General features: G+C 61.7%; 17 protein-coding genes. 8 read left to right on the top strand and 9 right to left on the bottom strand.

Going from position 1 to position 17,439, the window contains the following annotated elements; all coding sequences use genetic code 11:
- Window positions 1–26: 26 nt before the first annotated feature.
- The gene (locus tag JTF07_RS18130) at window positions 27–449 is read right to left on the bottom strand and encodes a hypothetical protein (RefSeq protein WP_204235627.1); all 423 of its coding nucleotides are present in this window, start codon (window positions 447–449) and stop codon (window positions 27–29) included.
- A gap of 29 nt (window positions 450–478) precedes the next feature.
- The gene (locus JTF07_RS18135; RefSeq protein ID WP_204235628.1) at window positions 479–1,270 is read right to left on the bottom strand and encodes an alpha/beta hydrolase; all 792 of its coding nucleotides are present in this window, start codon (window positions 1,268–1,270) and stop codon (window positions 479–481) included.
- A gap of 86 nt (window positions 1,271–1,356) precedes the next feature.
- Here JTF07_RS18135 and JTF07_RS18140 point away from each other — a divergent pair, with 86 nt between their 5' ends.
- Both JTF07_RS18140 and JTF07_RS18145 read left to right on the top strand, forming a co-directional pair.
- A complete protein-coding gene (locus JTF07_RS18140; protein ID WP_204235629.1) occupies window positions 1,357–2,136 on the top strand; it encodes a lysophospholipid acyltransferase family protein in 780 nt (259 codons plus the stop codon).
- 239 nt (window positions 2,137–2,375) lie between these two features.
- Window positions 2,376–2,957: a MerR family transcriptional regulator gene (locus JTF07_RS18145; protein WP_143921639.1), complete on the top strand. Its 582-nt coding sequence runs from the start codon at window positions 2,376–2,378 to the stop codon at window positions 2,955–2,957.
- 297 nt (window positions 2,958–3,254) lie between these two features.
- On the opposite strand, the gene JTF07_RS18150 is transcribed toward JTF07_RS18145, so the two are convergent.
- Window positions 3,255–4,067, bottom strand: a complete 813-nt coding sequence (locus JTF07_RS18150) for a ParA family protein (protein ID WP_204235630.1) — start codon at window positions 4,065–4,067, stop codon at window positions 3,255–3,257.
- Window positions 4,068–4,242: 175 nt separating this feature from the next.
- Between JTF07_RS18150 and JTF07_RS18155 the strand changes: the two genes are divergently transcribed.
- Genes JTF07_RS18155 through JTF07_RS18165 form a run of 3 tightly spaced genes read left to right on the top strand, consistent with a single transcriptional unit; the run spans window position 4,243 to window position 9,038 of the window.
- Window positions 4,243–7,644 (top strand): pyruvate carboxylase, encoded by a 3,402-nt coding sequence (locus JTF07_RS18155; protein ID WP_204235631.1) that lies wholly within the window; start codon window positions 4,243–4,245, stop codon window positions 7,642–7,644.
- A complete protein-coding gene (locus JTF07_RS18160; RefSeq protein ID WP_204235632.1) occupies window positions 7,637–8,143 on the top strand; it encodes a peptide deformylase in 507 nt (168 codons plus the stop codon). The genes JTF07_RS18155 and JTF07_RS18160 overlap by 8 nt, the downstream gene beginning before the upstream one ends.
- 40 nt (window positions 8,144–8,183) lie before the next feature.
- Window positions 8,184–9,038 carry a 3-hydroxybutyryl-CoA dehydrogenase gene (locus JTF07_RS18165; protein WP_204235633.1) on the top strand — a complete coding sequence of 285 codons (855 nt, stop codon included), beginning with the start codon at window positions 8,184–8,186 and terminating at the stop codon, window positions 9,036–9,038.
- 95 nt (window positions 9,039–9,133) lie between these two features.
- Here the strand turns inward: JTF07_RS18165 and JTF07_RS18170 are convergent, their stop codons facing one another.
- A complete protein-coding gene (locus JTF07_RS18170) occupies window positions 9,134–10,393 on the bottom strand; it encodes an aspartate aminotransferase type Ic (protein ID WP_204235634.1) in 1,260 nt (419 codons plus the stop codon).
- 151 nt (window positions 10,394–10,544) lie between these two features.
- On the opposite strand from JTF07_RS18170, the gene JTF07_RS18175 reads away from it, so the two are divergent.
- Entirely contained in the window at window positions 10,545–11,264 is a 720-nt protein-coding gene (locus JTF07_RS18175) for a class I SAM-dependent methyltransferase (protein ID WP_204235635.1), read from the top strand.
- Between the two features lie 93 nt (window positions 11,265–11,357).
- Here the strand turns inward: JTF07_RS18175 and JTF07_RS18180 are convergent, their stop codons facing one another.
- Window positions 11,358–11,822 (bottom strand): Hsp20/alpha crystallin family protein, encoded by a 465-nt coding sequence (locus JTF07_RS18180; protein WP_143921649.1) that lies wholly within the window; start codon window positions 11,820–11,822, stop codon window positions 11,358–11,360.
- 83 nt (window positions 11,823–11,905) lie between these two features.
- Between JTF07_RS18180 and JTF07_RS18185 the strand changes: the two genes are divergently transcribed.
- Complete coding sequence (locus JTF07_RS18185; RefSeq protein ID WP_204235636.1) at window positions 11,906–12,841, top strand: AEC family transporter; 936 nt, start codon at window positions 11,906–11,908, stop codon at window positions 12,839–12,841.
- Between the two features lie 132 nt (window positions 12,842–12,973).
- Here the strand turns inward: JTF07_RS18185 and JTF07_RS18190 are convergent, their stop codons facing one another.
- Window positions 12,974–13,489: a ferritin gene (locus tag JTF07_RS18190; RefSeq protein WP_204235637.1), complete on the bottom strand. Its 516-nt coding sequence runs from the start codon at window positions 13,487–13,489 to the stop codon at window positions 12,974–12,976.
- 198 nt (window positions 13,490–13,687) lie between these two features.
- Here JTF07_RS18190 and JTF07_RS18195 point away from each other — a divergent pair, with 198 nt between their 5' ends.
- Complete coding sequence (locus JTF07_RS18195) at window positions 13,688–13,969, top strand: 4a-hydroxytetrahydrobiopterin dehydratase (RefSeq protein ID WP_204235638.1); 282 nt, start codon at window positions 13,688–13,690, stop codon at window positions 13,967–13,969.
- Here the strand turns inward: JTF07_RS18195 and JTF07_RS18200 are convergent.
- From JTF07_RS18200 to JTF07_RS18210, 3 genes are all read right to left on the bottom strand, one after another.
- Window positions 13,945–15,393, bottom strand: coding sequence for an amidase (locus JTF07_RS18200; protein WP_204235639.1), 1,449 nt, complete (start codon window positions 15,391–15,393; stop codon window positions 13,945–13,947). The genes JTF07_RS18195 and JTF07_RS18200 overlap by 25 nt on opposite strands.
- 4 nt (window positions 15,394–15,397) lie before the next feature.
- Window positions 15,398–16,630 carry an amidohydrolase gene (locus JTF07_RS18205; RefSeq protein WP_204235640.1) on the bottom strand — a complete coding sequence of 411 codons (1,233 nt, stop codon included), beginning with the start codon at window positions 16,628–16,630 and terminating at the stop codon, window positions 15,398–15,400.
- A gap of 66 nt (window positions 16,631–16,696) precedes the next feature.
- Complete coding sequence (locus tag JTF07_RS18210) at window positions 16,697–17,431, bottom strand: hypothetical protein (RefSeq protein ID WP_204235641.1); 735 nt, start codon at window positions 17,429–17,431, stop codon at window positions 16,697–16,699.
- Window positions 17,432–17,439: the final 8 nt, after the last annotated feature.

Below are 17,439 nucleotides of genomic sequence, written 5' to 3' on the forward strand. Positions count from 1 at the left end.
AGAAGGTCCGACGTTCGACTGCGGCATCAGACCGAAGCGCCATTGTCCTCGTCGGGAAAACGGTTGGTCGGGAGATGAAAGAACAGGCCGACTGCTCCGCCGAGGCCGACTGCGATGCCGATCAACAGAAACCAGCCGGGCAGTGGGCGGAAGAAGATCGCACCGAGGACCAACAGCAGGACAGCGCCGAACGTCGCGACCACAGAGAGCATCAAAGTCGGCGAGGCAGTGCGCCAGCCGATGGGTTCCGCTGGCCCGGGCTCCCAGCCCTCTTCCTCTTCAAGCCTCTCCCTGACCTCTTCAACTGGCATATCACCCATCACGGCGCTGGGCTCTGCTATCTGATTGACCAGATCCTCCCAGTGACTGTCACTGATGCGCGAAGAATCACCGAGCCGCTCGGACTCGGGAACGTCGTCACGCCAGTTCTCGTTCTTCTCGTCGTCCATGTCCTCTATCAGCAATCTTCTCGGCGTCTCTATTCCCTGGTTCCAGGGGTTCCTGCCGGGAATCGATCGGCGGATGTCGCCTTGTCCAGGATCGCCTCGGCGATGATGTTCGCGTCATTGTCCAAGGTGGCTACGTGCCGGGATCGACGCAGAGATCGGATCGTCGGCCGCTGGGGCAGACGTGATCGCAAGGTTCGCAGGGTCCGCGGCCCGACCACTCCGTCGCCGCCGGAGACGAAGAGGGTGACTGGGCATTCGATCCGCCAGAGGTCTTCGCGAAGAGTTCTCTGTGCCGAAGCGAACGAGGTGATAGCGGCGACAGGGGTGCGATCGTAAGCATATTCGCAGCGATCCGGATGCGCGATGTCGCCGGCGATCGCTGGCACAGAGGCGACCACGTACTTGATGACGGGCAGAAACGGTGTCAGTGGGGAATCGATGTGAAGGGCAGGATTGATCAGCACGAGCTCGTCAGGGGGAGAATCCCCGGCGCCCAATGCCAATGACAGGGCACCGCCCATTGACAGACCGGCCACCACTACTCGGGAGTGAGTTCGAGACAGTACCTGAAGCTCCGCCTTCGCTGCGTCGAGCCATTCGGACCAGGGCGTGGAACTGAGATCCTGCCACCGGGTGCCGTGGCCCGGAAGCAGCGGCACGCTGACGCTGATTCCATGATGACTCAAGCTCCGGGCGATGGGGAACCACGCGGCCGGAGAGCCGGTGATCCCATGGAGAAACAGCACCGCAGACTCAGAGTCCGGGAGGATCTGCCGGTAAGGTGCAGTCGGCACCGATTGTGGTGAGTAGTCGATCTCCATAGGTTCAGCATGGCATGAATGTGCGTTGATGGTGACGATATATGATGTCCGAGGACGACAAAGAGTCGTGACAGGGAAGGGTGCTCGTGTTCTACTGGTTTCTCAAGCGAGTTGTGGCCGGACCCATATTGCGGATCCTCTTCCGTCCCTGGGTGCGCGGGTTGGACAACCTCCCGTCTGATGGGCCTGCGATCATCGCGGGAAACCACAATCACTTCATGGATTCGATCTTCGTCCCCCTTCTAGCGCCGCGGCCTGTCGTCTATCTGGCGAAGAAGGACTATTTCACCGGTCGCGGCCTCAAAGGTGCTGTCACCCGGTGGTTCTTCAAACTCAACAATCAGCTGCCGATGGACAGAGCAGGGGGCTCCGGTTCTCAGGCCTCGCTGGAATCCGGGCTCAAGGTTCTGAGAGAGGGGAACTCTCTGGGCATCTATCCCGAGGGAACACGTTCACCGGACGGCAAGCTCTACCGCGGCCGCACGGGTGTGGCCCGCCTTGTGCTCGAATCTGGGGCCCCGGTGATACCCGTCGCCATCATCGGCACCGATAAGATTCAGCCTCCTGGGCGCCTGATCCCGAAGTTTCGACGCGTCGGAATAGTCTTCGGATCCTCCATGGACTTCTCGAAGTACGAGGGCCTTCCCCACGACAGGTTCCTGATGCGATCCGTCACCGACGAGATCATGTACGAGATCATGCGGCTCTCCGGTCAGGAGTACGTCGACAAGTACGCGTCGACCGTCAAAACGAAGCTCCTGACCAGCGCTAAGCCCAAGAAGGCCGAGGATCGAAAGTCCGAGGACGACAAGCCACAGGGATCCACTGGTGCCAAGGACGAACAAGCGCATCCCGAGACTGAGTGAGCGGGCTCCCAGAGGGGCATCGAACGATCCGTCTGTGCGTGAATCACGTGTTCGAATACTGCGATAACGGCGACACGCAGAAATTGTTACCTTGAGGTGTTTGTCCTGGAAGGCCCGGGAGAATAGCTTGGAGATGTTGAATCCCACTGTAGGTTCGCTGAGAAGAGGGCTAGAATAGTTATGTTCTCTGCTCTTCAAAGCGACCTCGCTTCCCCCAGGGACTATAAGGAGGAGTCGGTGTGAACCGCTCAAGTCATGAAAGCGTCGAGCCGACGCCAATACCACCAGCCGCCCAAGGACTGTTGTTCGACGACGATCTGCCAGTCCTCGATGAAGAGGCCGGCTACCGCGGTCCGACCGTGTGCAAAGTCGTCGGCATCAGCTATCGTCGGCTCGACTACTGGGCACGCACCGACCTGGTGACCCCGTCGATCCGCAACGCCACGGGATCGGGCAGCCAGCGGCTCTACAGCTTCCGTGACATCCTCGTTCTCAAGATCGTCAAGCGGCTTCTCGACACCGGCGTCGGACTGCAGTCGATCCGCACCGCGGTCGACCACCTGCGTTCGCGCGGTGTTCGGGATCTCTCCCAGATCACTCTGATGTCCGATGGGGCCAGCGTCTTCGAATGCACCTCACCCGATGAGGTCGTTGATCTTCTGCAGGGCGGACAGGGCGTCTTCGGCATTGCCGTCGGACGTGTCTGGAATGAAGTTGAAGGCAGCCTCTCCGAACTGCCGAGCGAACGTCTTCCCGAAGATGACTCCGCCGTCGTCGAAATGGATGAGCTCGCACAGCGAAGAGCACAGAAGCTCGGCTGAACAGCTATCGCCCGGATACCGGGCAGTCCCTGACCGGGACACCATGGGGGATTGAAGAGTGTGGCCCGTCCGAAAGGACGGGCCACACTTATCTTCATCAAGAAGAATCAGGCTTCACGGCGAGGCAGCTCGGCATCACAGCAGATTCGGCACCCCGACACCGTCGATGCCCGCATGTCGAAGAGACCCAGAGTCCTCTGGCTCACGAGTTTGAGGCTGAACCTCATGAGAAGGCGGACTCACAGACGAGCCAGTTGTCACAGGACGTGGCGTTCGACGCCTACTGCTTCTTCGGTCCTACTGCTTCGGGGTACTGCGCGAACGGATGTTCTCCGAGCGCAGAGCGCGTTCCAGCAGCGTGTCGAATGAGGTCGCTACTTCCTCTGCCGGCTTCCCGGGCCACGTGTGAATTGGACGGGCAGAACCCTGAGCCTGCTGCATTACGGCACGTTCGGCCAATGGCGGATTGAGCACCAGCGGCCCGAACATCTCCCGCATCTCAGTGATGCGATAGTCATGTTCGTTGGAACCGGCGCGAACCCGGTTCACTACGAGACCCAGTGGCTGGATGTCCGAAGTTCCTCGCTGGCGCAGTTCGTCTGCGGCCCGCAGGGCGCGATCCGCAGCTGCTACGGAGAACAGGCTGGGCTCGGTCACCACCGCAACACGGTTGCTGGCCGTCCACGCTGTGCGAGTGAGCCCGTTGAGACTCGGCGGACAGTCGATGAGAACTAGTCGGTACCCTTTGGCGACGCGACTCAGCGCGTCTTCAAGGCGACGGAGGTACTTCTCCGACAATGAGGGTCGATCGAACTCCGCAGCTCTGGGGGAACCGGAGATCACGTCGAGCTGGCCGAGCTTGTCACCCACCCACCCGGAGGGGATGATCGCCTCGGACAGGATTTTCTGGGACTTGGGAGCAGCGAGCACATCGGCGATATCGACACGTGTCGACGTCGGGACATCAAGGCCGGTCGATGAGTCCGCTTGCGGATCCATGTCGACGACCAAGGTCGGAATTCCTCGGTTATAAGCGGCCGAGGCAAGACCGAGTGTCACGGACGTCTTACCGACTCCGCCTTTGAGGCTGCTGATACTTAGGACAAGCACCCTCCCACGTTAACGTATCCAACCGGGCTGAGCAGTCACGACCACGCCGGGCGTGCCAGCAGAGTCGAAATCAGACCCCCTGTATTCGAGTGCTCTAGGTCACTGAGTAGAGTGGTTCCTCGACAGCCCGTCGACTATCGCCCCTAGGCGATCGATACAGAAGTGAGAGACACAGATGTTCTCTAAAGTTCTTGTGGCAAATCGTGGAGAGATCGCCGTTCGCGCATTCCGTGCAGCGTACGAACTCGGCGCCTCCACTGTCGCTGTTTTTCCCTATGAGGATCGGAACTCCGAACACCGAATGAAGGCCGATGAGGCCTACATGATCGGCCAAGAAGGCCACCCTGTTCGCGCGTACCTCAGCGTCGAAGAGATGCTGCGCGTCGCCAAGGAATCGGGAGCCGACGCCATCTACCCCGGCTACGGCTTCCTGTCGGAGAACCCCGACTTGGCGCGAGCCTGCCAGGAGGCAGGCATCACGTTCATCGGCCCCAAGGCCGATGTTCTCGAACTTGCCGGCAACAAGGTGCAGGCTCTGACAGCGGCACGCAACGCCGGTATTCCAGTACTCGATTCGACCCGTCCTTCTGCTGACATCGCTCAGCTGCTGGCCGATGCGGACTCCATGGAGTACCCGCTCTTCGTCAAGGCTGTGGCCGGTGGCGGCGGACGCGGAATGCGCCGAGTTGCCGAGTCCTCACAGTTGGAGGATGCGCTCAAGGCTGCCATGCGCGAAGCCGAAGGCGCTTTCGGAGATCCCACGGTCTTCATCGAACAGGCCGTGCAGCGTCCGCGTCACATCGAGGTCCAGGTCCTTGCCGACAACGACTCGAATGCCATTCATCTCTTCGAACGCGACTGCTCTGTCCAGCGTCGTCATCAGAAGGTCGTCGAGATCGCACCGGCGCCGAACCTGGATCCGTCGATCGCCGGCGCACTGCACGCAGATGCCCTGAAATTCGCTGCGGCACTGGGCTACCAGAACGCCGGAACCGTCGAGTTCCTCCTCGAGACCGACGGCCCGCGCAAGGGTCAGCACGTCTTCATCGAGATGAACCCGCGCATTCAGGTCGAACACACGGTGACAGAAGAGATCACTGACGTCGATCTGGTCGCGTCTCAGATGCGTGTCGCAGCGGGGGAGACCCTGGCAGAGATCGGCCTGGCTCAGGACGACATGCGAATCAAGGGCGCCGCCCTCCAATGCCGCATCACCACCGAGGACCCGGCGAACGCCTTCCGTCCCGACACCGGAACCATCACTGCCTACCGGTCTGCCGGCGGTGCCGGTGTCCGGCTCGACGGTGGAACGGTCCACGCAGGAGCCGTAGTCAGCGCGCACTTCGACTCGATGCTGGTCAAACTCACCTGCCGCGGTCGCGATTTCGAGCAGGCAATCTCTCGTGCACGACGTGCCCTGGCCGAGTTCCGAATTCGCGGCGTATCGTCGAACATCGGGTTCCTGCGGGCTGTGCTTGAAGATGAGTCATTCATCGCCGGAGATCTCGCAACCTCATTCATCGAAGAGCGTCCCCATCTGCTCGACGCTCGTGTCAGCGCGGATCGTGGTTCGAAGATCCTCGACTACCTGGCCGATGTCACCGTCAACCGTCCCAATGGCGAGCCCGGCCTGCGCATCCGTCCGGGGGAGAAGCTTCCCGATATCGATCTCGACACGGATCCGACCCCTGGAAGCCGCGATCGACTCCTCGAGGTCGGCCCGACCAGTTTCGCTCAGGCACTGCGGAGCCAGACTCCGCTGGCCGTCACGGACACCACATTCCGCGACGCTCACCAGTCTCTGTTGGCGACCCGAGTGCGCACCCGAGATCTTCTGGCCGTCGCCGGGCATGTGTCCCGGATGACGCCGGAGCTGCTCAGCATCGAAGCCTGGGGAGGTGCGACCTATGATGTGGCGCTGCGCTTCCTCGGCGAGGATCCCTGGGAGCGATTGGCCGCACTGCGCTCTGCTGTGCCCAACATCAATCTCCAGATGCTGCTGCGCGGTCGCAACACCGTCGGCTACACTCCGTACCCGACCCAGGTCACCGATGCCTTCGTCGATGAGGCTGCGCGCACTGGCATCGACATCTTCCGCATCTTCGACGCCCTCAACGACGTCTCACAGATGCGTCCGGCCATCGAAGCGGTTCGGGCCACGAACACCACCGTCGCCGAGGTCGCCCTGTGCTATACCTCCGACATCCTCGATCCGCGGGAAGAGCTCTACACGCTCGACTACTACCTGAAGCTCGCAGAAGAGATCGTCGCGGCCGGTGCCCATGTGCTCGCGATCAAGGACATGGCCGGACTCCTTCGCCCTGCCGCTGCGACGAAACTCGTCACGGCGCTGCGGGAGAACTTTGACCTGCCTGTCCACGTCCACACCCACGACACCGCCGGTGGCCAGTTGGCCACGCTCTGTGCTGCGGCAGCAGCCGGTGCCGACGCGGTCGATGCGGCATCTGCGGCCATGGCCGGGACCACCAGCCAGCCGAGCTTGTCGGCTCTGGTGGCAGCATTTGAGAACACCGAACGCGACACCCAGATCAGCCTGAACGCGGTCAGCGACCTCGAACCGTATTGGGAGTCCGTCCGCAAGGTCTATGCCCCGTTCGAATCCGGACTGGCCGGACCGACCGGCCGCGTCTACCGCCACGAGATCCCGGGCGGACAGCTGTCCAACCTGCGCCAGCAGGCCGTAGCGCTGGGTCTGGGGGAGCGGTTCGAGGACATCGAACGCATGTATGCGGCAGCGGACGCGATTCTTGGCCACCTCGTCAAGGTCACGCCCTCGTCCAAGGTCGTCGGCGATCTCGCGCTTCACCTCGTTGGTGCCGGCGTCGATCCTCAGGAGTTCGCAGAGAATCCGGACAAGTTCGACATTCCGGACTCGGTGATCGGCTTCCTCAGCGGCGACCTCGGTGATCCTCCAGGCGGATGGCCCGAGCCGTTCCGCACGAAGGCCCTGGCAGGGCGCAAACACAAGGCTGTGTCCGAGGATCTCCTGGCAGAGGATGCTGCTGCCTTGGAGACGCCGGGCGCCGCACGTCAGGCCAGGCTCAATTCGCTCCTGTTCCCCGGGCCGACCAGGGAGTTCGAGCAGATGCGAGCCAACTACGGCGACTTGTCCGTCGTTGAGACCTCGGAATACCTCTATGGTCTGACTGCGGGCGAGGAGCACGCGGTTGAGCTGTCCAAGGGCAAGGACCTCCTCATCGGGGTGCAGGCAATCAGCGGCACAGACGAACGCGGAATGCGATCGGTGATGTTCACCCTCAACGGTCAGCTGCGTCCGCTGCAGGTTCGCGACCGTGCGGTCGAAAGCGATGTCAAGACTGCGGAGAAGGCCGATCCGTCGAACTCCGGTCACGTGGCCAGCCCCTTCGCCGGCGTGGTCACACTGCAGGTCGCAGAGGGGGACCGGGTCGAAGCCGGCGCTACAGTCGCGACGATCGAGGCCATGAAGATGGAAGCCTCCATCACCACACAGGCGGCCGGCACCGTCTCCCGAATCGCCATCGGCAACGTCCAGCAGCTTGAAGGCGGCGACCTCGTCGTGGTCATCGATGGCTGAGCGCGATATCCGCCTGTGGGGTGATCCGGTGCTGCGCAGTCCGTGCGCACTGGTCACCGTCTTCGACGAGGGGCTCAAGGCGTTGGCCCAAGACCTCGTGGACACGTCTCTGCCGGAGGGGCGGGCCGCTGTGGCGGCGCCGCAGATCGGTGTGGGCGTGCGGGCATTCGGCTATGACCTCGACGGTCGCACGGGGTATGTCATCAACCCCGAGGTCGTCGAGGTCGCGGGAGAGCTGCGCGATATCGAGGAAGGCTGTCTCTCGGTTCCGGGTCTGTTCTTCCCCACACCGCGCTACGAGTTCGCTCGTGTGCGCGGTGTGGACGCGGAGAACTCTCCGGTGGAGCTTTCCGGCACGGAGGTCTTCGCACAGATGCTCCAACACGAGGTCGCGCACCTCGACGGTCAGGTCTATGTTCAGACCCTGCCCAAGGAACGTCGGCGAGAGGCGATGAAGGCCATTCGCGGTTCCGATTGGTTCCTCGCCAGGCAGCCATGACACCCATGACGAACAGACACTTCAACACAAGGAGCAGCAGATGAGCATTCAACGCACCGCAGTCATCGGAAGCGGACTCATGGGAGCCGGCATCGCCGAGGTGCTCGCGAAGTCGGGTCTCGACGTCATCGTCCGCGAGATCAACGACGAGGCCTCCGCAGCCGGCCGTGCTCGCATCGAGAAGTCACTGGCACGTGCGGTCGAGAAGGGGAAACTCGATTCCGAGGCGCGTGACGCGGCCCTCGGCAGGCTGAGATTCACCACCGACATCGGTGAACTCTCCGATCGTCAGCTGGTCATTGAGGCCGCAAGTGAGAACGAGGACATCAAGAAGTCGATCTTCGCCGAACTCGACAAGGTCGTGACTGATCCTGAGGCGATCCTCGCTTCGAATACGTCGTCGATGCCGATCGTCCGGTTCGCACAGTCGACCTCACGTCCGGAGCGTGTTCTCGGGGTTCATTTCTTCAATCCGGCCCCGGTCCAGCCACTCGTCGAGATCGTCTCCTCGGTGCTCACCGCCGATTCGGTGCGTGACTCCGTCACGGAGTTCGTCGCCGAGGTGCTCGGCAAGAATCCGGTCCAGGCCCAGGACCGTCCCGGGTTCATCGTCAATGCGCTGCTCATCCCTTACCTGTGCAGCGCGATTCGCATGCTCGAGTCCGGGCTCGCCACCAAGGAAGACATCGATGCCGGGATGGTGGGCGGCTGTGCGCACCCGATGGGCCCGATCAAACTTGCCGACATGGTGGGTCTTGACACGTGCCTGTACGCGGCTGAGAGCATCTACTCGGAGACCGGCGATCCTGCTGCCAAACCTCCGGTGCTGCTCTCACGTATGGTCGACGCCGGCCTGCTCGGAGTCAAATCCGGCCGCGGCTTCTACGAGTACTGAGGCCAGAGGCACCAGCACAGACAAAGAACTCCTGGTCGGTGATTGCACCGACCAGGAGTTCGCGTATTCACGCTGCTGACCGTGAGCCGGAGGCTTCAGCCGGCGAGGAGCTTCTCATAGCTGGCAAGCTTCACACAGGCCACGAGCCCCTGCGCGGCCAGTTCCACGTCTTCGACTGTCGGCATGGTCGGAGCGATGCGGATGACGTTGTTGTGTGGATCCAAACCATAGGGATGGGTGGCACCGGCCGGGGTCAGTTTGACCCCCGCCTCGGCGGCCAATTTGACGATCCGGTCCGCGGTGCCTTCCAATGTCGTCAGGGTGATGAAGTAGCCGCCGTCCGGCTCAGTCCACTGCGCCAGGTCCTTGCCGCCCAGTTCCCGTTCCAAGGTATCCAGCACAGCGTCGAATTTCGGTGCGATGATCTTCGCGTGCTGTCGCATGTGCTCTTCCACGCCCGCAGGATCGGAGAAGAAGCGCAGATGACGCAGCTGGTTGACCTTATCTGGACCGATCGAGATCTTCGACAGATTCGCCCGGATCCAGTCAACCGTCTCCGGTCCCGCCCCGAAGAATGAGACACCGGCACCCGCGTGGGTGATCTTCGACGTCGAGGCGAAGATCCACGGGCGTTCCGGGTGTCCGGCCTCGGCACAGATGTCGAGGATGTCGAGTACCTCGGGATGCTCGTCCCGGAGGTGGTGGAGTCCGTACGCGTTGTCCCACAGCAGCGTGAAGTCGGGTGCCGCTGCCGGCATCGCCGCGAGTTCTTTCGCTCGTTCTTCGGTGATGGTGATGCCTGTCGGGTTCGAGTACATGGGCACCAACCACATGCCTTTGACCGTCTCGTCCTCTGCCAGACGCTGGGCCTCGGCGACGACTGGACCCTCGGAGTCCATGGGGATGCTGAGGAGTTCGAATCCCAGCGACTCGGCTAACGTGAAGTGTCGGTCGTAGCCGGGGACCGGGCAGATGAGCTTGTGAGGTCCCTGGCCCCAGGGTCGTGAATCACTGACGGTGCCGTGCAGGAGAGCAAAGGTCAGGGCCTGGGCCATCAGGGTCAGTGAGGCGTTGCCGCCCGCCAGCAATTGGTTCGCAGGGACCTTGAGCAACGGGGAGAAGAGCTCACGCAGCTCGACGATTCCGTCCAATCCGCCGTAGTTGCGGGTATCGACTCCACTGGGAGTCAAGACGTCATCGGGTGTCACCGCTGTCAGAAGCTCTGCCGCCAGGTCGAGTTGCGCGCTTGCCGGCTTGCCTCGCGTGATATCGAGTTTCAATCCGCGGGAAGCGAATTCCTCATAGGCGCCAGAAGCGCTCTCCAGCTCTGCCTGCAGCTCGGACGTGGGGGACATCGATGCTCCTTGTCACTGTTGTTTGACCGGTACAACCATCCTAGTCACTTCCCAGTCCAGGTGCGGGCCAGCGCCGCGGGCGAGACCAGTTTTGCTGACGAGTTAGAGTTGACCACGATCGATCAACTTCACGAGTCGGGGTGGGCAAACTGTGAGACCACGTGCGCAAGCAGCTCATGGACGCAGCTTCGGCCAGCTGGCCGGAGTCTATGACGAAGTGCGTCCCCGGTATCCCGATGCCGCCATCAACCTGGTGGGCAGAGACTGGAGCGCTCTCGAGATCTGTGACCTGGGCGCTGGGACAGGCATTCTCAGCAGTGCGCTGCTCGACCGTGGTGCGAATGTGATCGCCATCGATCCTGACGAGGTGGCGTTGGCCAACAATCCCGCACGAAGTCTCGTGGGCAGCGCAGAGGGTACGGGTCTGCCGGACGCCTGCGTCGATATCGTCACCGTGGCACAGGCATGGCACTGGTTCGACGAAGCCGCGGCTGCGACCGAGATCAGGCGAATTCTGCGACCCCGTGGGCGTCTGATCATCCTCATCAATCAGCTCGATGTGCGTATCGATTGGGTGCTGCGTCTGAGTCGGATCATGCACGCCGGCGACGTGTACCGTCCCGCGTACCGTCCGAGCCCTGCAGGCTTCGACCTCATCGACCATGAGCTGGTTGAGTTCACCACACCGCTCCCGTTCGAGGGCATCGTCGATCTGGCCAGGACCCGTTCCTATTGGCTGCGGTCGAACCAGACGACGCGGTCTCGGGTCGAGTCGAACCTCCGTGAGTACTTCTCCCTCGAGCATCCATTCGACGGTGAGCTTGACCTGCCCTACATGTGTCTGGCCTACGTTCTCAGACCTGACGACTGAGCCACAGCGAATTTCAGGGCACAGACTCTCTCAGCCTGAAGAAGCGGGCCGCACCCATTGGTGCGACCCGCTTTCAACGCCTGGGTCTGTCGATCAGGCGCCAGCCGGATTCTCATCCTGTGCTGGGGAGGTTTCGACGACCTCGGTGACTCTGGTGGGGTTGGAGTGTGAGACGTTGATCTTACGTGGCCGCGCTTCCTCTGCCACAGGGATTGTCAGCGACAGCACGCCGTCCTGGTAGTCAGCCTGGATCCGGTCGAGTGCGACCCGGTTCCCGAGGGTGAGCTGGCGGGCGTAGGTGCCGGTCGTACGTTCCCGAGTCAACCACTTCACATCCTTGTCAGCGACCTCTGACTGTCGCTGAGCGCGAACCGTCAGCGTACGATCTTCGACGTCGACATCGATGCTCGAGGGATCCACACCCGGCATGTCGATACGTGCGACGAAGACCTCTCCGTCGCGGTAGAGATCCATGGGAAGCGAAGTGGAGTTCGGGGTGCGAGTCACTTCCGAGAAGAATCGATCGAGGTCACGGATGGGGTCAAAACGTGTAGCCATGAGCTTCCTTTCGTTAGGTCGTTACATTGAGTCAAACACACTCAACTTTGAAATGATTCCCATCTCATGAAATTCTCAGTCACGTGAGTCTCGTTCCGGTTCTTCTCGCCCTTATTCCCGTCGTCGTCTTGATCATCGGCGGCATCGGACTCAAACGACTCCCAGGTTTCACGAATTCCGAATTCTGGTCAGGAGCGGAGAAACTCTCCTACTATGTTCTGCTGCCCGTGCTGCTGTTCTCCTCGGTCGCCGAGGTCAGCGTCGCACATGTACCGCTCGGGCGGTTGACGGCGGGCCTCATCGCCCCGACAGTGCTCGTGTCGATCCTCATCATTGCGCTGCGCCGGTTCGTGGCTCGTGACCTGCCGTCCTTCACCTCGGTGCTGCAGGGTGGGATTCGATTCAACACGTATATAGGACTGTCGATATCGGCGAGTCTGTTCGGGGTCGAAGGCAGTGCCCTGGCTGCCATCGTCGCGGCCGTTCTCGTACCCACGGTGAATATCGTATCCAGTCTCGGATTCGAGTTTCTGCGTACCGGACCCAGCTCCATTGTCGGCATCCTCCGCGTCGTCGTGACGAATCCGCTGGTCATCGGGTGCGCGGCCGGTGGACTGTTCAATCTCACCGGTGCAACGGTTCCGGCTGTCGTCGACTCGGTTCTGTCTCCGCTGGCGGCTGCGGCTCTGCCGATCGGACTCCTGTGCGTCGGCGCGGGTCTGCGGCGGTTCCCGTTGCGGGCGCAGGTAGCCGCCATGGTCAATTCGACCGTGGTCAAGCTCATCGTCTTACCTGCACTGACCTTGCTCGCCTTGGTTCTGCTCGACGTTCCCACCACGCCTGCCCTGGTCGCCATGATCTTCCAGTCGATCGCCACGGCAAGCTCCGGCTATGTCATGGCCCGCCAGCTGGGCGGAAATTCGCAGCTGATGGCCGCCCTCATCGCGGTCCAGACCGTACTCATGCTTCTGACTCTTCCTTTCGTCCTGCTCGTCTCCCAAGCTGTGCTCGGAACCTGAGGACACCGACTTCGTACCCCGAGAGCTGAGCGCGACGATAGCTGAGAGCGGCCGGACCCAAGTTGGGTCCGGCCGCTCTCAGCAGGTCCGACGGTGACCAGCGGTCACTCGTCCATGATCAGCATCGGTCGATCACTCGTTGTCAGCCTTGATTTCAGGGTGACGTGATCCGAGCTCGGAATCGATCCGGAGCAGTCCGGAACCGCTGTCGGCAACGCGCTCCAGGCGACCGATGATCTCCGAGATGGTCGATTCCTCCTCGACCTGCTCGTCGATGAACCAGTGCAGAAGAGGCAGGACGTCGAGGTCGCCCTCCGACTGCGCGGTACGGTACAGATTGCGGATCGACTCGGAGACCTTCTCCTCATGTGCCAAGGCTGCCTTGAAGTAGTCGATGGGCTGTGAGCCCGAGACCTTCGGTGCAGCGATGTCACCGATCTGGGGAGCGAAGTCGCGATCCTGGCAGTGCTGGATGAACTTCGCGGCGTGGACCTGCTCCTCTTCGGCCTGCGCACGCATCCAGCGTGTCATGCCGGGAAGATCGAGATCGTCGAGTTGGATGGACAGCTGCAGGTAGACCATCGACGCTTCGAGCTCGAGAGTGACCTGCTCGCCGAGGACCTTCTGCATAGCGGGGCTCAACTGCATATGTTTCTCCTTCGCGATACGAGACGGATTCGTTCCGTCCTCATGTTCCATAGCCTGACACCTTTTCTAGAATGGTTCCAGTGTGGGAAGGCTCGGCAAACAATGCTGAGGCATGGCATACCTGACCCAGCAGATTCGGCGAGTTTATCGATGCCGTGACTATGGACTTGCAACTCTGGCCGGTGCCAAGCTGGTTCCATGCAGAACCGAATTGACGAACTCAAGCAATGGCAATCAGCCGACGACGCACTCCATGCACGATTCCTGACAGGATCCTTCGTCAGCGGAGTCACGTTCATCAACGCGATCGCCGACGCCGCGGAAGCCGCAGGCCACCACCCGGATGTGGACCTGCGGTTCCCGCACGTTGATATCTCCCTGACCACCCATGATGCCGGGTCGATCACCGACAAGGACATCGATTTGGCTGCAGAGATCTCACAGATCGCGCAGACTCAGGGCACCGACGCCGAGAGCTGAGGGCGGCGGCGATGGATCTGAGTCGCTGCTTCGAAGGCATGCGCCATGCGCAGCAGGTCCACGTCTGCACCCGGCTTCGCGACGAGTTGGACTCCCACTGGCAGTCCTGACTCCGAGAAGCCGGCAGGCACGGAGACTGCCGGACAGCCAGTGGCCGAGATGAGGCACAGGGCTCGCATCCAATCGAGATAGTTCTCGAGCCCGACCCCGTTGATCTCTGTGGGATATTCGATCGTCGCGTCGAACGGAAGTACTTGGCAGGTGGTGAGCACCAGGAGGTCGTGCTCTCCGAAGAACCGTTCGATCTCTCCATGCAGACGCGCACGAGCACGGTCGGCGGAGACCACCTCAGTGCCGGTGAGCTTGAGTCCCATCTCGATGTTCCAGACCACGGAATCTTTGATCTGATCCGGATGCTTCTCGAGCAGAGGACCCCAGGAGTAGACGAAATCCAGCGCGCGACGAACGTTGAAGACCTCATCGGCATCGCCGAGGCTGGGGATCGTGTCGACGACGCCCGCCCCGAGTGAGGAGAGCACGTCGGCTGTGCCTGCCACGATCTCGTGCACCTCGCTCTCAACGGGAAGCAGCCCGTTCAGGTCCGGGCTGAATCCGATCTTCACACCGCTGAGGTCGGGGTCGATGTCGGCTCCCAGGCCAAACTCGGGCAGATCGAAGACGCTGCCCGGCTCGCCGATCGAACGAGGTCCACCAGGCTCTGGTCCGGACGCCGCACTCATCGCAAGCGCCACATCGGAGACCGTGCGCGCCATGAAACCGCTCTGTGCCAACCATGCGAACGGGTTGCCGAGAAGTGTGTGCGGGATTCGCCCATTCGATGGGCGGAAACCCACGACATTGTTGAACGAGGCAGGGGAGCGCAGCGAACCTCCCATGTCCGAGCCGTCTCCAGAGGCCTGGATGCCGGCCGCTAAGACTGCGCCGACTCCTCCGGATGAACCAGACGCGGATTTGGACGTGTCATAGGGATTGACCGTGGTGCCGAAGACCGGGTTGAAGGTGTGGGAACCCGCCGCGAATTCCGGAACATTGGTCTTGCCCGTCGTGTTGACGCCGGCAGCCTTGAGACGGGAGATGATCAGCGAGTCCGAGTCCGGAACTCGATCAGCCATGATGGGCGAGCCCCAGGTGGTGCGCAGGCCCGCGGTGTCGTGTGTGTCCTTGTGCGTCATCGGCACTCCGTGCAGCGGTCCGATCGGCTCGCCTTTCGCCACCGCTTCGTCTGCAGCGCCGGCGCGTGCCAGCGCAGCTTCGTCATCACGGGTGACAACCGCATTGATGGCCGGGTTGAGGGCATCGATGCGAGCCAGATGATCGTTGAGAGCCTCCCTGGCGGAGATCTCCTTCGTCGCAATCTTGGCTGCCAGCTCACGGGTGGACAACCAGCGCAGTTCCTCGCTCACCGGCTCACTTCCCAACCGTGCCGAGAACGGCGCTCAGACCCGCACGAATGCCGGTCTCCAGAGTGGTTTCGACATCATCGGGGGCGAAGAACGGGGAGTGATTTCCTGCCGGCGGTTCGTCACCGTCGAACTTGGCGGGGGAGTACCCTCCGAAGAACCAGTACACGTATGGCACGTCGATGTCGTCACCGAAGGCCCCGAAGTCCTCGCTGCCTGTCACGGCCCGGTCCAGGTGCACTTGTTCCTCGCCGAGCTCGGCTCCGAGCACCTCGAGGAACTGATCCGTGGCTGCGGGGTCGTTGTAGCAGCGCGGGAAGCGGTACATCTCTTCGATGATCGGCTCGGGAGCTCCGGAAGCCTGAGCTTCTGCGAGAATGATCCGTTCGACACGGTTGAGGACGACTTCACGCACTTCCTCGTTGAAGGTGCGGATGTTGAGTTTGAATTCAGCGGAGTCGGGAATGATGTTCTCCTTCAGGCCGCCGTGGAAGGTACCCACTGTGACCACAGCCATGTCGCGACCTGAGATCTCACGCGACACGATGGACTGCAGCCGAGTGATCATGTAGGCGCCGAGGACGATCGGGTCGACCGAGCTCTCAGGCTGTGAGCCATGAGCCTGCTTGCCCCTGACCGTGACTTTGAGACAGTCGGACATCGCCATGGCGGTCTCTTTGGCCACGTAGACGTGTCCAGCCTTGCCGGGCCACACATGCTGTCCGTAGATGACCTCCGGTCTGACGATCGATTCCCAGAGACCGTCGTCGAGCATCGCCCGCGCACCTTCGCCCGTCTCCTCACCCGGCTGGAAGATCATGACCACGCTTCCTGACCACAGATCCTTGTGCTCGACGAGGTAGCGGGCAACATACAGCCCGACGGTGATGTGCGTGTCGTGGCCGCAGCCGTGCATAACCTTAGTTGTCGACCCGTCGGGAAGTGTTCCCTCCGCAGTCGATGCATAGTCGTATCCCGTGTCTTCGGTGATCGGCAGTCCGTCGGTGTCGGCCCGGTAGGCCACGACAGGTCCTTCGCCGTTCTCGATGACGCTGACGATGCCGGTGCCGCCGAACGTGCGGGTCTCAAGTCCCAGTGCTTCGAGCGTGGAACGAATGGTGGCGGCTGTCTGAGTCTCCTGCATGGACAGCTCAGGCGTGCGATGGAAGTCCTTGTAGTCAGCGACCGTCTGAGCGAGGTTGGCCGAAATGGCGTCCCTGAGGGAGGTATTGAGCGACATGATGTCCTTTCACGGTGGGTGTCTTCGATGATCTCAGTTATTCGGGGCTGAGCGCCGAGGTGACCGTCAGTTGATCCCGACGTTATCGCCGTCGCTTGGTCCCTTCTTATCGGTCATAGCCTTATTGCGTGTGAACCAGGTGATGGCGATCGTCACGATGACGACGATGGCAACATCGCCTGAGGCCAGGACCGGGACGAGCGGAATGAGGACGAGTATGACGAGCGCGGCCGCACCCAAAGCGATGAGCGTGGATTTGACCTGTCTCAGTGAGGCGATGAGCTGGACCGTGACTCCGCCGAGGATGGCCGGCAGGATGTAGAGCTTGGCCACGAGAGTCACCGGCTCGGGGATGATCGAGACCAACCAGGTACCGAGGATTCCGACGAAGAGCACCATCGATGCCACGTGGATCAACGCTGCGCCGCAAATGGCCATGGTCGCGGCATATTCGCCTTTGCGTGTGCCCGGCTTCACCCCGATGGTGTCCTGGGCGACGATCGCCGACGGCAGCAGCTTGTTCGAGATGTTGCCGATCAGGAACGCCTGGTACATGCCGGCCGGCCCCAGGATCGGGAAGTAGGTCAGCGGTTCGACGATATAGAAGACGCCGTAGACGGCGAAGACGGCCAGAAATCCCTTGAGGATTTCGCCGAGGTTGACGTCGGCATCCGCAACGAACAAGAGGTAGAACGGCACCGAGGTGGCGATGAGGAACCCGATGAACAGCGTGAGAGAACCCCACTTCGTCGTCGTCCGCTCGAAGGCCGCGTGTGAGGGTGACGTGATGATGTTCGACATGATTTCTC

It is taken from the genome of Brevibacterium sp. RIT 803 (genome assembly GCF_016892625.1).
Classification (GTDB): domain Bacteria; phylum Actinomycetota; class Actinomycetes; order Actinomycetales; family Brevibacteriaceae; genus Brevibacterium.

Coding starts and splice junctions, on each gene's coding strand:
- JTF07_RS18130 (WP_204235627.1), bottom strand. CDS start 449: ATGGACGACGAGAAGAACGAGAACTGGCGTGACGACGTTCCCGAGTCC.
- JTF07_RS18135 (WP_204235628.1), bottom strand. CDS start 1,270: ATGGAGATCGACTACTCACCACAATCGGTGCCGACTGCACCTTACCGG.
- JTF07_RS18155 (WP_204235631.1), top strand. CDS start 4,243: ATGTTCTCTAAAGTTCTTGTGGCAAATCGTGGAGAGATCGCCGTTCGC.
- JTF07_RS18160 (WP_204235632.1), top strand. CDS start 7,637: ATGGCTGAGCGCGATATCCGCCTGTGGGGTGATCCGGTGCTGCGCAGT.
- JTF07_RS18165 (WP_204235633.1), top strand. CDS start 8,184: ATGAGCATTCAACGCACCGCAGTCATCGGAAGCGGACTCATGGGAGCC.
- JTF07_RS18170 (WP_204235634.1), bottom strand. CDS start 10,393: ATGTCCCCCACGTCCGAGCTGCAGGCAGAGCTGGAGAGCGCTTCTGGC.
- JTF07_RS18180 (WP_143921649.1), bottom strand. CDS start 11,822: ATGGCTACACGTTTTGACCCCATCCGTGACCTCGATCGATTCTTCTCG.
- JTF07_RS18190 (WP_204235637.1), bottom strand. CDS start 13,489: ATGCAGTTGAGCCCCGCTATGCAGAAGGTCCTCGGCGAGCAGGTCACT.
- JTF07_RS18195 (WP_204235638.1), top strand. CDS start 13,688: ATGCAGAACCGAATTGACGAACTCAAGCAATGGCAATCAGCCGACGAC.
- JTF07_RS18205 (WP_204235640.1), bottom strand. CDS start 16,630: ATGTCGCTCAATACCTCCCTCAGGGACGCCATTTCGGCCAACCTCGCT.
- JTF07_RS18210 (WP_204235641.1), bottom strand. CDS start 17,431: ATGTCGAACATCATCACGTCACCCTCACACGCGGCCTTCGAGCGGACG.